This is a genomic window from Mycolicibacterium aubagnense (genome assembly GCF_010730955.1).
Classification (GTDB): domain Bacteria; phylum Actinomycetota; class Actinomycetes; order Mycobacteriales; family Mycobacteriaceae; genus Mycobacterium; species Mycobacterium aubagnense.
This window is the reverse complement of the sequence record NZ_AP022578.1, coordinates 251,767-266,447: the sequence shown is the minus strand read 5'-3', so window position 1 is coordinate 266,447 and position 14,681 is coordinate 251,767. Positions and strand designations below refer to the sequence as shown.

General features: G+C 64.3%; 12 protein-coding genes and 3 pseudogenes. 3 read left to right on the top strand and 12 right to left on the bottom strand.

Annotated elements, in window-relative coordinates:
• Positions 1–137 precede the first annotated feature (137 nt).
• The gene (locus G6N59_RS29125; protein ID WP_179970396.1) at positions 138–830 is read left to right on the top strand and encodes an MFS transporter; all 693 of its coding nucleotides are present in this window, start codon (positions 138–140) and stop codon (positions 828–830) included.
• Between the two features lie 417 nt (positions 831–1,247).
• Here the strand turns inward: G6N59_RS29125 and G6N59_RS30515 are convergent, their stop codons facing one another.
• The 7 genes and pseudogenes from G6N59_RS30515 to G6N59_RS30485 form a co-directional block, all read right to left on the bottom strand.
• Positions 1,248–1,391: a hypothetical protein gene (locus G6N59_RS30515; protein ID WP_163912330.1), complete on the bottom strand. Its 144-nt coding sequence runs from the start codon at positions 1,389–1,391 to the stop codon at positions 1,248–1,250.
• Positions 1,360–2,025: a hypothetical protein gene (locus G6N59_RS30510; RefSeq protein WP_163912328.1), complete on the bottom strand. Its 666-nt coding sequence runs from the start codon at positions 2,023–2,025 to the stop codon at positions 1,360–1,362. Before G6N59_RS30510 ends, G6N59_RS30515 begins: the two co-directional genes overlap by 32 nt.
• Positions 2,026–2,799: 774 nt before the next feature.
• Positions 2,800–3,018 (bottom strand): hypothetical protein, encoded by a 219-nt coding sequence (locus tag G6N59_RS30505; protein ID WP_163912325.1) that lies wholly within the window; start codon positions 3,016–3,018, stop codon positions 2,800–2,802.
• A 343-nt stretch (positions 3,019–3,361) separates the two neighbouring features.
• Positions 3,362–3,687: pseudogene (locus G6N59_RS30500) on the bottom strand (helix-turn-helix domain-containing protein).
• A 2-nt stretch (positions 3,688–3,689) separates the two neighbouring features.
• A pseudogene (locus G6N59_RS30495) lies at positions 3,690–4,774 on the bottom strand (tyrosine-type recombinase/integrase).
• 902 nt (positions 4,775–5,676) lie between these two features.
• A complete protein-coding gene (locus G6N59_RS31455) occupies positions 5,677–6,264 on the bottom strand; it encodes a site-specific integrase (RefSeq protein ID WP_163912319.1) in 588 nt (195 codons plus the stop codon).
• 44 nt (positions 6,265–6,308) lie between these two features.
• Positions 6,309–6,620 carry a hypothetical protein gene (locus G6N59_RS30485; RefSeq protein ID WP_163912316.1) on the bottom strand — a complete coding sequence of 104 codons (312 nt, stop codon included), beginning with the start codon at positions 6,618–6,620 and terminating at the stop codon, positions 6,309–6,311.
• A 167-nt stretch (positions 6,621–6,787) separates the two neighbouring features.
• Here G6N59_RS30485 and G6N59_RS31450 point away from each other — a divergent pair, with 167 nt between their 5' ends.
• On the top strand, positions 6,788–7,018 hold the full coding sequence (locus G6N59_RS31450; protein ID WP_235678769.1) for a hypothetical protein: 231 nt from the start codon (positions 6,788–6,790) through the stop codon (positions 7,016–7,018).
• 26 nt (positions 7,019–7,044) lie between these two features.
• On the opposite strand, the gene G6N59_RS30475 is transcribed toward G6N59_RS31450, so the two are convergent.
• From G6N59_RS30475 to G6N59_RS30460, 4 genes are all read right to left on the bottom strand, one after another.
• Entirely contained in the window at positions 7,045–8,079 is a 1,035-nt protein-coding gene (locus tag G6N59_RS30475) for an AAA family ATPase (protein WP_163912313.1), read from the bottom strand.
• A 146-nt stretch (positions 8,080–8,225) separates the two neighbouring features.
• Positions 8,226–8,879: a hypothetical protein gene (locus tag G6N59_RS30470; RefSeq protein ID WP_163912310.1), complete on the bottom strand. Its 654-nt coding sequence runs from the start codon at positions 8,877–8,879 to the stop codon at positions 8,226–8,228.
• Positions 8,880–9,403: 524 nt separating this feature from the next.
• Positions 9,404–10,810, bottom strand: a complete 1,407-nt coding sequence (locus tag G6N59_RS30465) for a hypothetical protein (RefSeq protein WP_163912307.1) — start codon at positions 10,808–10,810, stop codon at positions 9,404–9,406.
• A gap of 276 nt (positions 10,811–11,086) precedes the next feature.
• On the bottom strand, positions 11,087–11,380 hold the full coding sequence (locus G6N59_RS30460) for a hypothetical protein (RefSeq protein WP_163912304.1): 294 nt from the start codon (positions 11,378–11,380) through the stop codon (positions 11,087–11,089).
• A 57-nt stretch (positions 11,381–11,437) separates the two neighbouring features.
• Between G6N59_RS30460 and G6N59_RS31445 the strand changes: the two are divergent.
• A pseudogene (locus tag G6N59_RS31445) lies at positions 11,438–12,556 on the top strand (IS3 family transposase).
• 9 nt (positions 12,557–12,565) lie between these two features.
• On the opposite strand, the gene G6N59_RS30445 reads toward G6N59_RS31445, so the two are convergent.
• Entirely contained in the window at positions 12,566–13,486 is a 921-nt protein-coding gene (locus tag G6N59_RS30445; protein ID WP_235678768.1) for an ATP-binding protein, read from the bottom strand.
• Positions 13,487–14,681 lie beyond the last annotated feature (1,195 nt).

The following is a 14,681-nucleotide window of genomic DNA, read 5'->3' as shown; positions in this document are numbered from 1 at the left end:
GATCGGTGATGTGTTCCCCTACGAGCGGCGCGGTCATGCGCTGGGCTGGCTTTTCGGCGCGATGGCTGTATGGCCTTCGGTTCCAGTGCCGGGGCGCTGCTGGAACCGCTGATCGGCTGGCAGGGTCTGTTTCTCGGGTGGCCGGGCTCGCCGCGATCGTGCTTGTGGCACTTACGCTTCGGCGCTCGCAGCTGCAGGGTGGGTCCGCGCTGCAGCGTCGAAGCGTCGGGCAGATCGCGCGCGGCTACTTCACGCTGCTGCGCCAACAGCGTGCCCGCCGCACCTACGGCTATGTCCTGATCAACGCGGTGATCCACTCCGGCATCTATACCTGGCTGGGCGTCTATTTCAGCCAGCGATTCGGTCTGACGCTGGTCGGTATCGGCCTGGCGTGCTGCTGCTCTACGGCGTTCCCGGTTTCTCTTCGGTCCTGCCATCGGCCGGCTCGCCGACCGATACGGGCGCACCCGACTCATCCCCCTCGGTCTGGCCGTCGCGTCCACTGCCGCCCTGCTCCTCGCACTCCCTGTTCCGCTGATCCTGGCTGCCCTCGCTGTCGGCATGCTGTCCCTGGCTACGACCTGACCCAGCCGCTGCTGGCCGGGATCGTCACCCAGCTGTCCGCCCAACGCGGCCAGGCGATGGGCCTCAACGTCTGCACCCTGTTCATCGGCTTCGGCGCCGGAAGCCTTGTTCCAAGCGCTGCTCACCACCGGGTTCACCGCAGCACTGGCCACGTTCAGTACCGGGCGGCACTCGCCGCGGTCATCGGCCTGTACTTCGCCAGTGAGAGACCACACCCCATGCCGTCCGTCAAAGACCCGCGGTGACGTAATATTTCACGGACTCGAACTTTCCCACACCTACGTATTGTCGAGATTCGCGATGAAACGGCGTCCGATTTCGCGACCAGAACCAGCCCCGGGATGTTCACTGTTGGGGTGTGTCGCATGTAGGCACTATGCCCGTGTTTCCGTGTTGCGGGCCAGCGATTGTGGTCGGCTGCTGATGACGGCGGCGTAGTTGGTCCAGTCGCCGGCGGAGAGGCGTTGCCAGGAGACGGCGACGTCGGTATGGATGCCGAGGGTGCGGGCCAGGATTGCTGCCGGATCTCGGTGGCGAGTTGAAACAGTGCGGTGCTGCGGGCGGCGCCGGGACGGATGCCGAGTCGGTTCAATCGTTGGGTCAGCTGGCCGGTGCTGATGGGCCGGCCGGGTTGGCCGCCCGGAAAGAGCCAGATCGAGGGGTCAGCGCGCCATGGTTGCGTGGCCCTTGCGATTTGACATATTCAATCGGGCCAGGCCGGCAACCGGCTCGGGTAGGTGTATCGGCGAGCTGCCGAGGTGCAGCCGGACCGGATCAGCGTCGAGTTCGATATCGACGATGGTCATTCGGCAGATCGCAGCCGGTGTCTGCGCGTAGAGAGAACGAGCAGGCCGGCCAGCCGGTCATCGGGCTTGAGGCTGTCGTCGTGCAACAGGCGGCGCGCGATGTTCCAGCGGTTCTGGTCATCGAGCGGTCGGGGGGGCCCATCCAGCGGTGTGCGCCGATGCGGACGCTGGTCAGCTTGTTCTTGTGCGCCCATCGGATGAAGTGTCCCGCTGCCCCGCGATGTGTCGCGGCGGCGTCGGTGAGCCAGCGATCCAGGTCGGCCTGCTGACAGCTGCCGAGGGTGAGCTGGTGTTCGGTGAGCCAGTCCAGGAAGGCGATGGCCGCGTGGGTGCGTTGGCGCACCGAGTTGAACTGCTGGATGGTGATGGCGTGCCCGTTGTTGCGTTGCCGCAGTCGACGGATCAGGTGCCAGACCGTGTAGCGGTGCAGCGCCTGCCGCTGCTCGAGGTTCGCGTGCGCAGCCAGGGTCTGATCGATGAACCGCTCGATGCGGACCATGTGCTCATCGCGTCGCGGCAGGGCGCCCACGCCGATGAGGACATGGCGCAGGTGCGCCAGAGGCTGACTGTGGGGCAGCTCGTCGAGCGCTTCGTGGGTCAACGCCCTGCGCCCGGCAGCGAGATCGGCCAGCACCGGCGCGACGGATCTTCTTCAGCCATCGCATGGCGGTGATGGGGTGTTCTGCGGTAGCGATGTTGTGCCGCAAAGCCTGCAGCCCCGGATGAAGCGATGCCGACGGCGGACCGATGATCTCGTTGAGACGCTGATTGATTCGGCATCGAACGCATTGACCAGGGTGCGGATAGGACGGGTCGCTGCAGGTTGGCAATCGCGCCAGATGGCGCGGGTGGTGCAGTCCTCGCAGTGCGGCTGGGCGAGGGTGCCCGAGATCACTGCGGCGGTCCGTCCGCACGAGCTGCATCGGGCGGTGCGGCGCTGGCAGGCAGGACACCATGGTCGGCCGGTGATTCGAGATGTGCCGCAGGGCTTTTCGTCGCCGCAGATCGAGCAGGAAGCGGTCGGCAAGGACGGGCAGGTGCTGCAGATCGGCCCGTCTGGGGTCCGGAGGCTGACCGGACGGCGGCGACCGCAGTTGAGGCAGTCTTCGAGGTTGTCAGGGTCGGTGACCAAACAGTTTGGACATAGTGGTCGGCCCTGCTGGTCACGAGTGGCCGGTTCGCGGCGCGCGCCGCAGCGTGCGCATTCTTCGATGCGGGTGTGGGCGATGCAGGTGCGGCACACGCGTTGCCCGTCAAGAGGTTTGTCGATCCGCACGACGCGACCGCAGCGCGGGCATGCCGGCCGCACGATCCCGGCGACTCCTGCTGCGTGCAGGGCATCGATCAGCGGGATGATCGCCCGGATGGGGCGAGATGCCCGGCGCCGGTGAGTAATTCGGGTGCAGCTTCAGGCCCAGGCGACCTTGCGTTGATGCGCGGGCCGGGACGCAAGTCTGCTGACCGCACTGGCGACGAGGTCGCGGTCGACGGCCGGATCCAGCCGGGCCACCACGGTGTGGATGACCGAGATCGGATCGCGGTCGTCGCGGTCAGGGCATTGCGCGCAGCGGCCCCACCGGCGCGATCCCGGGTCGAGACATGCCGAAGCTGCCCGCAGGCCGCACACGGGCCGGACGCACGCTACAGGCCCCGCAGAACCAGTCCTGACCACGACGCTGGAGGGTCCGCATCGGCGTGCCGCACTCGGCGCAGACCGGCGGCGAAACCTCTGCGCCGGCCTTCTCAGGGCGATCAGCAGGTCACCGACCGCCCGCGGCGCCGGAGAGCGTCCATCGGTCAGCACCGCTGGGCGCTGGGCAAGAAACGCTGCCAGGCGCCGCGATTTCGCTCGCCCACCCGCGACGCGGGTGATGACGACCTGGCCCGCTCGAGTGTGAGCCGATCATCGACCGCCGCGACCAAGTCCGTGATGAACCCGACCGGGTCTGAAACCGACCGATCGCTGGTGGTCACTCGGCGCCGCGAATGCGCGCCCGCTTGTCGCAAGCCCCGAGGCCGGCTTCGGCGCCGACCGCCTTCTTCCCGCGGGCGCCTGCTCGGCCGAGACGGCCGGCTCGATCAAGTCGTCCATCGTGCAGTCGAGGATGTCCAGCAGCGCCATCAGGATCTTCAGGCTCAGCCGTTCGGGTCGCTCGACCACGAGCCGGTAGACCTGACTGGACGACAAGGTGATGCCGCGCTGCTCCAGCGGCTCGATCAGATCGGTGGTCGCGAACATGCCGCCGGCGGCCATGACCGTGCGCAGATGCCAGTGGTAGTCGAGCTTGGCGGGCATCATCAGTCCTTGTCTGCTGGAGGGGTCCGACCAAGCACGGGCGCGAGCGCCTTGTGCAGCATGGTGTTCATGAAATCGGAGCTGACGTGGGTGTAGATGGCCGTGGAACTGTCGCATTCGTGCCCAACCTGGGATTGATGAACCGCCGGTCAACACCATCTTCGGTGAGGTGCGTGACAAAGGAGTGACGGATTGAGTGGGGCACAAGGTCTTTCGGCAACTTCAGCGCATCCCGATAGGAGACGAACCGAGCGTTGATCTCCGCGGCCCTGATCCGCCCGCCCGCTCCGGTCACCCACAGCGCCGGATGATCGGGGCAGCCGAACTTCGGCCGCACATTCTCGACATAATCAGCGACCGCCTCTACCGCCCAATCCATCACCGACAACACGTTCCGCCGCGGCGGCTGTCCCGTTTCGCCTTGCCGTAACGCACGTTGAGCGTGCCGAACCTGCCGAACTGCGGCGCCGCAGGATTGCGGCCGAAATCCACCAGGTCAAGTTTGGCGGTCTCGGTCCGACGCAACCCCACCCGTAGATCACCTTGAAGACGGTGGCATCGCGGAAAGCAGCAAGCCCCTTTACGTTTCGCCCGCACCGCACGATCGACCTGGTCGTCGGCGTAGTCCAGGAACCGCTGCATCTCCTCACGTGTGAACGGCCTGGCCTCCGGCCGACCTCGTAGTCGTTCAAATGCGCGATCGTGTTCCATTCGTGGCAGATCGCCACCGGATGGGTGCCGAACTCTTCCTCGCATGCCAACGCCCACCCGTAGCGGCCGTCGATCAGAAACTCGCTGAACAGCCGTAACGAGCATTGGTAGCCGCGGATCGTCGACGGTGCCAGGTGCTTCGCTGACCAACCAGAGCGACCACTCGTCGATATGCGTCGGGGTCCACTGCCACGGATAGTCATTGACGAAATCCATGAACCGACGGACCAGCTTCTCCCGCGCCGTGACTGTCTCTCACGAAGCCCCCGAGCAGCCTGCTGAGCACGCCAGCCACGAAACATCGCCTCCGCCATCGCATCTTGCGGACGCAGTGTGCGATACCGGACACCAGCTCCAGATGTGCTGCCCCAGCCAGATCAACCTGCCGCAACCCGACCCCCAACGCCACCGAACAGTGATCGAATCATGCATCAAACGAGATCACTTTGGCAAATAGACTGGCCAGCAGCCCTTTTCATGCCCTATATCCGCTAGCCTAAAACCCCGACTCCATCAGGCAACCAGGTGATTCTCGCCCATCAGATGCAATTCCCGAGCGTTCAGGTAGACGTTCCTGGTAGTTTCGACATGCCGGTGCCCCAACATCGTCTGCACCAGGTGCCAGGTATCACCGAATTGGACTCGAAATCACGGGCCTCCTCCTCTGAGAGGTGACCGAGTCTCGAGGAATAGACCAGTTTCCCAATGGAGAACCACCGCAGGGCGAAGGAGTGCCGCAGCATATGCGGTGTGCAGGTGAAGTTCTCCACACCCAGTGTGGCGATACGATCGTTCGCTGCAGCGAACGTGTGGTGCCATCCGTGCGCGTCGCGCGGGAGACCATTTTCGTTCAGCCACAACCACAATGGCTCCAGACCAGCTTGCGTGGCGAAATAGCCTGCGGCGCAACGCTGGACCGGTCGTGTTCCAAGCGCGGTCGATGAATCCACCGTTACCGTCGGGCAGTTTACTGTTCCTGGTCGCTTCGCGACGCCCACGACGATCGCGTCGCCCAGTTGCGCGTAGCGACCGCTCTTGGGCGCCGCGAACAGCCCGGGCCCTGGAACCCTCCACATACGCACAAATCCCCGCCAGCACGTGCCGCGGCATCCAATACGGGTGGCCATAGCCACCCTTGGCACATTTGTCGGCCAAGTGACACTTATAGAAGGGCCGGTCGACACCCAGTGTTGAAGTTCATCGATCGTGACCGAAGCCCATTCCGACAGCCGTAACCCCGTTCCATACAGTCCGTCGAAAAACGCGACATCGCGCTGCTCATTGCGGGTGCGGCACGATCGGTCCCTGTGGCCCCGAAGATCCCGGCCACGCAACCCAACATCGCGCCAACGATCTACCGCGGCAGGATCGAGCCATCGAACTGGCCGACCGCTTAGACGGCGGCGAATCAACGGACAGGAAGATGTCGACGACATCTGCGAACCGCTCCGCGGCCCACGAATAGAATTTCTTGCACGCCGCAATATCCTTCGAAAAAGCCGAAGCGCCAACAGGAGTCAGGTTGTTCGGGTCGGTGCGCCTCCAGAACTCGAAATCCTCTGTGTCTTCCTCGGTCGCTTCAGACCACACGCGTCCACTGGTCTGCAAGAAGTTCAGCCACAAACACAGCGACTGTGCGTAGTCACGGTTTGTGTTACTCGCAAGCACTCGCATCCGAGCGGAAGCCAAGAACGCGTTGACTCGAACATCGACAAACCCGTCGCTGCGTATGAGAAAGCGCTGTCCATCAACGTCTTTCCAACGCGACAACACGTCGCCGATGTCAGGAATCGGGCCCGTGATCTCCGTCGGCCAACCGTGAGCGAGCACGTTGATGTCGTAGCGAACCACCGACCATGTCTGCATGTTGGCTCCCAGCCCGAGGGTGGAGCGAGCATAGCAACAACAAGTCAGTGGCTATAGAACCAGCGGACCGATGAGGAAGCGCTCAAGATGTCGATGCCTGCGGCGTAGAGCTCGGTATGCTCATCCCCGTCTGCGTCGATTTCGGTCAGCTCGACCCGGCCTTGCCCGCGGTCGCGGATTTGGTACCAACTGGTGCCGTGACCGGTCGTGGGTCGCAGCGTGGTCGCGCACTCGTGAGTGCCGACGGTGAATCCAGCGGTGCTGGCCCATCCCGCGCAGGTGCGGGACAGTGTCGGGGCCGGGTTTACCACGGCGCCACCGTAGCCGCACGCCCGCATCAGGATCGATCTGCGCATAGGATCGGCGCCATGGGCAGCAACTTCGCACCCAATCCAGGTGCGGCGATCGACACCGCGGCTCTGCCACTGTGGCGAGCAACTGGACACAAGCACTTTCCGTTCGCTGCGCACGAAGACCGGTGTTGGTGGGTACTGCGGCTGAACTTTGGGTTCCCAAGCACGACATGTACACACTGTTTGTCGATGGCAGGGCTGCGGCCGACATCACGGCCAGCCCTCATGACCGCATGCCGCTGGTGGCCAGCATCGGCGCCCTTCACTGGCCCAGCGCTGACCCGGCCATCCCGATGCTCGATGAAGCCGCCGCAGCCGCCGTGGTGAGCACCGTCGCCGGCTACGCCGACTACGGAAGCGAACACGGCGACCCGTGCATATTCTGCTCCAGCAATGGCTGAGCGGCGTTCTGGGACACAACTGAAAATTACTGCACGGCAACGTTATACATGCGCAGAACTTGCGCGATAGCGGACTTCATGTCCACCTCGGAAATCGTTAGCACTGTGTCCAACCCGGCAGTGTCGACGTCGATCGCCTCGTCGAGCATGACGCGGACCTTGGCTTTGACGATGGCGGCCTCAATGACGTTGCGCGCGAATCGACCGTTGTTGATGTAATCAACCATGGCCGGGACCTCGGGGTCCGGCGATGTCGAGTTGCAGGCCCATTCGGCTGTGCTTGCGAATGCCGCCCGCGCTTCGGCGGAAAGATTGAACGCCATCCGCTTGCTGGCGGAAAGCTTGAACGGGCTTTGAGCGGTCATCGTCTCGGCGATGGCCACCAGCTCAGACTTTGTGTTGGAACGGAATTCGAGCATGTTCGGGAACCGTCCCCGCATACCCGGGTTGTAGCCGAACATGCCATCGAGCTTGTCTCGGTAACCGGCGAGGAAGATCACGGTGTCGTGGCGGTGATCTTCGGCGAACTTCATGATGATGTCGATTGCGAGGCGTCCGAAGTCACGCTCGTTATCGGCGATGAACAGAGTGTAGGCCTCATCGATGAAAAGCCCACGGCCCCTGGCCTGTGCGAGTATTGCTCCAGTCTTGGCTTCGGTCTCGCCAATCACGCCGCCGACTAGATCAGGCCGAGACTTCTCGATCACCTCCGGGGAGTCGAGAATCCCGAGGCCGAAGTAAATCTTTGCCACAACGCGGGCAATCGAGGTCTTACCGGTACCGGGCGGGCCCGCAAGGACCGCGTGCAGAGCGGAGCGCTCACCCATCTGGACGCCTCTGGCGGCCATTTTTTGGTCGAACATCTGCACGGCCTTGAGCTCGCGCACGTGGTCTTTGACTTCGTCGAGACCGATGAACTTGTCAAGTTCGGCCTCAGCATCGGTGAGAGCCTTCGCGCGTGCTTCCTGCTGTCGCGAGGAACTGAACTCGGCCACCGTCGGTCCGGACGTTTCGTCCCACCGATTGGTGCGCGCCGCGAGTACTTCGCGCGTGGTGACCACGGCGGTGTAGGTCGGTCCGCCAGCGCCGCAACGGCTTCGTTGTGCGGCACACCGTTGGCGGTGGCCTGAGCGAACGCGGTGCGAGCGGCGTCCTCCTTGCCTAGCGAGCGCTGGCATGCCGCGCTGAAACGCCGCTTCGGACAAAATCAGCGCCGCGGGGCCATCGGGTCCGCCGATGCCGGCCTGCTCGGCGATCGTGTCAACGCGTTGCAGGTGTTGGAGTGCTTCGCCGTATTCGCCGAGCCCGTGTGCGCAATACCCGTCAACAACGCGGCGGCCGCGCCCACGATGTCCGGCCTAACTGAGGGGATCGGCTGTGCGGTCCAACCCAACAAGTCGTCCCACCGCCGCGCTACGTAGTAGAGGCAGGCACCGACGTACACGCGCAGCAGAGCCGTGGAAGGCAGCTCGCCCGTGAGGTCGATCTCGGCGAGCAACTGCTCGGCCTGACCGAATTGGCGCTCCACGGTGAGCAGCGCCGCCAGCGCTATACCAATCAAGGCACCGGTGTAGGGGTAGATGGTGATGTACCCGGCGGTGGGTACCGTCGGGGCCAGGTCGGTTTCACCCAGCCCGAGGCGTCGTACCTCCCAGTGCAGGTAGTCGCGGGACTCGTAAGCGCCGCGCAGCGTCTCCACGGTCACCTCGCCGCTCATCGCCAGACCCATCCACGCATCGCACATCTTGGGCTCTGATGTGATTGCTTGCCGGAACGATTCACGGGCCGCTGCCATGTCGGCTGATCCCGAATGCAGGCCCAGGCGAGCGACACCGTCATCGAAGTAGTTGCGAGCGTTCACTGCTTAGGGCCTTTCGCATTGGTCGGATCTATGTCCTGCCGCGCTGGCGTTGAAGGAAATTCTAGGGCCGGATCGTCGTCGGCTCCGCCGCCGGCCAAGTGTTCGATCCCGGGGCCTCCTGACCGGTGGCCGCTACGTCGTACCCGCGCTGCCGTCACCGCCTGATGACGGAGTGTCTTGATCCCACACCTTGCTCGGACGACGCCCGTTGGTATCCACAGACTGCGAGCGAGCCGCGACCGTCGGATACGCGGCTTCGCGCCCCGTGGTCTCGTTGAGGAAGTCATAGTCCGCGTCGGTGGGCGGGGCGGCTTCGGCGTCAGGCCATTGGTACCCAGGCTCAGGCCGTGCCCCGTTGCTGTGGTGACGGCCGCCATCGTGCGGCGCATGTTCCTGTCCGGAGCGCTTGTCGTGGTGCCGGTGCGCCAGGTGTGCAGCTTCAACGGCCGCGCAGCGGGCAACACCACCTCCGGCGCGACGACGGCAGCCGCCCCTCAGCGGCTACCGTCCCGACCTCCGCAACCTCAGCTCCTCCGTGGCCGCCGCGCCGCGTCAGCAGCCTTGCCCGACTTCGCTGCACCGCCCGACGCCCCGCCGTCGGTGGGCCGTGGCTTGACCACGTCGAAGCCCGGAGCGGACTTCTCCGCCTCGGCGCTCGCTCGCACCTCGTCTTCCTCCGAGTCGTAGTCGTCGTCGATGCCGCGGTTCCGCCAATCGCGGTACCGGCGGTGTGCCTTGCGGCCCTGGTCCACCGCCGAGCGCGCATCGTCGTACTGTCCACGGGCTGCGCCCGCGGTGGCGTGGTAAGCGCCGGAGACGTAGTGCCCGATCGTTCCCAGCCCGTCAGCATGAAACTTCTTGTCGATGAAGTGGAACAGCAGCGCGACCACCACTGAGCTCAGCCCGAGCATGATCATCCGCGGTGTCACCATCGCGTCGGGCGATCCGACGCTGCTGGTGGTGAGAAGCCACATGATCCAGCCGGTCACGATGCCCAGATACGCGGTGAACGCCGTCATTTCAACCGCGTGGATACCGATCTGCCACCCGCAATGCTTGGCGAACGCGCGTGCGCGAGCCAAACCGGCGATACCGAATAGAAACGCTGGGCCGACGATGATGCCGAAAAACAGGGCCTTGAGGCCCACCAGCATCACCGTCACACCGACGTACGTCAGGAACAGCGAGAACAAGGTGATCATCAGCACGTATACGGCACCCAGCATCATGTCGTTGGCGCCGAGGAACTGCGCATGTGCCAGAGCCTCCGTATATCCACATACGCCGCCCTGCTGGTCGCCGGCAGGGCCCATAGCGTGTGCCGGGCCGTCGCCTTGTCCGTTGGCATTGCGAATCGCGGTCGACCAGGCGTCGGCGCAGTTTCCGTGGTTGTCGACCACGGTCCCGAAGTTCAAGGCCTGCAAGGGCCAGCGCACCGCGGCAGTGACAATGTTCGAGGTCAGGTGATCGAGCTGGGCGTCGAGGCCCTGACCCGGTACGTAGCTCCCGTTGCGGGCCATCAGGGCCAGATCGAAGCCGGTAGAGCGGCCCATCGCCATGATGCCGTGATCGGAATAGAGATCCTCAACCGGGTTGCGGAACAAGGTCAACAGCAGAACTGCCATAACCACCCCAGTGCCCCACACCGACCAAGCACTGCCATGGCGGCCGCGTGCCCAGTGCGCGGCGCCGACCGCGATGCACAGCACCACGGCCATCGGGCCGAGCCACATGTCATCGACCAACTTGTGGACCGCCGCGAAGACCGGCTGACCGATCTGGGCGATGGTGACCAGCCACGTGCTCGACAACGTAAACCGCAGGAACCACAAGGCAACTCCCGCGATGAACACCATCGCGGCGGCTTCGGTGGTGAGCACCGTAGCGATCGCGCCGTGGTGGTCGCGGTTGTCATCGCCGAGCCGATCCATTTCACCCACGTACTCGGGTCGGTGAAGCTGACGCCTTGACCGTTGTTGGTTGCAGCCTCGCTGGTACTGACCACCGACAGGAAGTAGTCCTTGAGCGGCACCCCATAGGTGTCATGCAAACCTGTCCAGCCCAGCCCGCCGCACCGGTCTCGGCCACGGCGTGCGGGGCAGCCATCAACGCCCACAACGACAAGAACTGCAGGCCGCACGCCAGCATCAGTGGCCGGCGCACGCGCGGATGAAGCGCCAGCCACACCGCGAACTTCTCGGTCATGGTCATGCTGCCTGTCCCACCGTCGGCGTGCTGTCGAAGTCCTCGGCCAATTCGTCGGTGGCGGCGCCGAAAAACTTGACTCGGGCCGCTTCACCGAACTCGTCGATGAGGAAGCCTTCGCCGCGTCGAGACGGGTGAACCTGCCCGTATTCGATGTCGCCGCTGCCAATGTCGCCTATCGGCGGGGACGTGTCGTTGGCGTAGGCCTCGATCAGGTCGGGATACAGCGAGGGGTCAATCTTGGCCCACCGCAACGTCTTCTCGGCCAGCTCCGGGTCCGAAAGGGTCTGCTGCACGAATAGGTGACATCTGAGTTGGCTTGCCCAGCATGGGCGGGCTGGAAGGATGTCCCCATGGCAGAGCCCTACCCCGCGAGTTCCGCGACGACGTCGTCCGGGTCGCTCAACCGCGATGACGGTGTAACGATCGAGCAGATCGCCACCGATTTCAGTGCACCCGATGACGCTGCAGAAATGGCTCCGTCAGGCCGACATCGACGAAGGCACCAAGCCCGGCAAGAGCGCCAGCGAGTCCGGTGAGCTGCGCGAAGCCCGACGGCGGATCAAACTGCTAGAGCAGAGAACGAGGTGCTGCGTCGGGCCGCAGCGTATTTATCGCAGGCCAATCTGCCGGGAAAGGGTACCCGCTCGTGAAAGAGCTCGCCGCCGACGGATCCCGTCGCGGTGACGTGCCGTTACTCAAGCTCTCCCGCCAACCGTATTACCGCTGGCTGGGACCCCATCACCGAGGCCGAACTCATCGAGGCCTACCGCGCCAATGCGCTGTTCGACGCGCCAGACGATCCGGAGTTCGGCTACCGCTACCTCGTGGAGGCGCGCGATGCCGGCGAGCCGATGGCCGAGCGCACCGCATGGCGGATCTGCTCGCAGAATCGACTGTGGAGCGTGTTTGGTAGAAACGCGGCAAGAACGGCAAAGTCGGGCGCCGGTGCACGATCTTGTCGAGCGTGACTTCACCGCTGAAGGGCCAAATCAGTTGTGGCTCAGTGACATCACTGAGCACCGCACCGTGGTGCAAGCTCTACCTCTGTGCGTTAAGGCGTGTTCTCCAACCGGATCGTCGGCAGCATCGACTCCCGAATGAAGTCACAACTGGCCATCCGGCACTACACAGCGCGGTAGCCCGACGCGGAGATGTCGCGGGTGCATTCTGCACTCGGATCGCGGATCTCAGTTCCGGTCAAGGAAATTCGTACACGCCTTGAATCAACACGAGATGGTCGGCTCTATGGGCCGTGTCGGAGCCGCCGGCGACAACGCCGCCATGGAGAGCTTCTTTAGCTGCTGCAGAAGAACGTGCTCGACCGCCGCCGCTGGGACACCCGAGAACAACTCCGTATCGCGATCGTCACCTGGATCGAGCGCACCTACCGCCGCCAGTCCGGCCTCGGGCGGTTGACCCCGATCGAATTCGAAGCAATCATGACCACACCGGCCAGTCAGGCCGCGTGACCGAAACTGTCACCTGATCGTGCAGCAGACCCAAATGCGGAACAGCCATTTCTGGGTGAGGAACTTGTCGCCCATATTTTCGATGTGTCGGTAGTCCTGAACGATGAACGTCCCGCCGGTGGCGTGCTTGCGGCCCTGCAACGTGATTTTGTGGGCGGTGCGCGCCCCTGCCGGGTAGGCCAGCATTTCTTTGGCTTCCTCGAAGATCATCTCGCTGTACTGCTGAGGATTGGCGAACATGTACCGCTGCTCGAGGTCGATCAACAACCCGTAGATGGCCATCCCAGCCAGCTGGCGCAGTTGCAGCCGACGGTACTTCTCAGGGTCGGCGATGTCTTCCTCGTCGGGCAGGCCGAGCCCGTTGGTGAGCCAGATCGTCGCCGGGTTACCGCCGGGCCGATACGGCTCGCGGCTGTCGTCAAACACCGCGCGGGTGTACGAGGACGCGGCGGCCGCCTCCAGTCGAATCAGCAGCTCGTTTTCGTCCGGGTTCGGTTGGCGCCGCAGGTATTCGATCAGCCCGCGACTGCTATGAATGCCGTTGCCCGTGCGGTGATCCGGGCGCACGGCCAGCGTGAATTCGGCCTGCATGCGACTGTGGTTGGGTACACCGATCATCGGCAAGAGATGGTCCGCCGCCACGTCTCCTGCTTCCTCGTACGGAAAGCACCTCAGCGGGTCCACGCACACACGGTCTTTGGTCGGGTTGTACGCCACAGCACCGGGGACATGGCGGAAAGCCTTGCGCCACTCCTCCAACGGACCGGGATCGAACGCGACGATCTGAGCGCCGCGCTTGACCTTCTCGACGCCGGATTTCTTTGTCGCGGCGGACTTTCCGCTCCCCGGATCGCCCACCACCCCGGTGCCGGTGTTGTGGTTGCGTGCCGCCGCGCCTTCGGGGTCGTGCAAGATGATGCGGGGGCGCATCGTGCTCTGATCGACTGCCAGCGCGCTGCCGTCGAGTTGCCGACCCGCTCGGTCAGCAGCGGCATGAACCGCGACCAGCGGTGCGCGGTCGTCGGGTCCCGAAATTCCTCAACTGGGCCGTTATGGTCGCTGCCCTGATTCCAAGCCTTCCAGAACTCAGCTTGTGATCCACGGAACCGCACGAAGCTGATGCCGACCTGGTCGAGTTCCTGTCCGATCTTCTTGACCGCCTGTTCCAGGTTATGCGGTGAGTCGGCGCCGACCGCGATAACCACGGCGACGTCGAGCTCGCGTTCGCTGGGATTGTGGCGCAGCTCCCTGCCGTATTCGCGTGTCCCGCGCAGCTTGCCGGCGAGCTCCCGACCGGAATCCTCGTCGTTACCGCGTTGCACGCCTTGATCTTTGATGTTCTTGGCGTTGGTCTTGTTGAGGTTCTGGGCTTGTTCGGGAGTCCGCACCGTCAGGTCCTGCAGCCAATCGATGACCGCCGGGGCGGACACGTTGTCCAGGGCATGTAGATAGGCGGCGCCGGTGAACTTCAACCCGGATTCAGGGAAGTGGTTGATCACCAGGAAGCTCTGATAGCTCGGCGGTGCGCTCAGGTTCGCTGGGTCATAGACCCGCACCACCGGACGCATCGTCGGCCACCACCCGCGCCGGCCGATGTTGGCGCCCTCGTCGAGTCCCACACGCCCAAAATCAGCCTGCTGCAACGTGGTCGGGCCACCTCGTCCGGGCATCGGCGTGTGATCGACGCCCAGGCCCACCTGGTGGCGATACTGCCAACGAATCTGTGCCGGTGTCGCCGGGGTGAAGCCGATTTCGTCCGGCAGTGACCCGATGATGTCGGCGGCGAGCGTCTGATAGCGGCCCACCGACTGGTCGGAGTCATGGTCGCGACCGGCGATCCAATCCCACGCCTTCTGCGAGCGCCCGCCCACGGTGCGGCCTTCGCGTCCGGAGTCCACCGGAATCGACAACCACAGCTGTCGACGCACGGGCCCGAGATATTCGCGGCCTTTCTGTTCCTTGTCCAGCGGGTTGGCAATTCGAGGCACCCACAAACGGCAGTACGACACCCACTGCTCTACCCGCGAGTACCGGCCCACCATGTTGCGCAAAATCCGGTCCTGGTCATCGGCGCTGATCATGCCGGACAGTCGGCTGCCCGAGGGCAGATTGCGACCCATCTGCC

What these genes read in the sequence shown, in the direction of transcription:
- G6N59_RS30445 (WP_235678768.1), bottom strand. Translation starts at nt 13,486, where the DNA reads ATGCGCCCCCGCATCATCTTGCACGACCCCGAAGGCGCGGCGGCACGC.
- G6N59_RS30485 (WP_163912316.1), bottom strand. Translation starts at nt 6,620, where the DNA reads ATGCGCAGATCGATCCTGATGCGGGCGTGCGGCTACGGTGGCGCCGTG.
- G6N59_RS31450 (WP_235678769.1), top strand. Translation starts at nt 6,788, where the DNA reads ATGTACACACTGTTTGTCGATGGCAGGGCTGCGGCCGACATCACGGCC.
- G6N59_RS31455 (WP_163912319.1), bottom strand. Translation starts at nt 6,264, where the DNA reads ATGCAGACATGGTCGGTGGTTCGCTACGACATCAACGTGCTCGCTCAC.
- G6N59_RS30515 (WP_163912330.1), bottom strand. Translation starts at nt 1,391, where the DNA reads ATGACCATCGTCGATATCGAACTCGACGCTGATCCGGTCCGGCTGCAC.
- G6N59_RS30465 (WP_163912307.1), bottom strand. Translation starts at nt 10,810, where the DNA reads ATGGATCGGCTCGGCGATGACAACCGCGACCACCACGGCGCGATCGCT.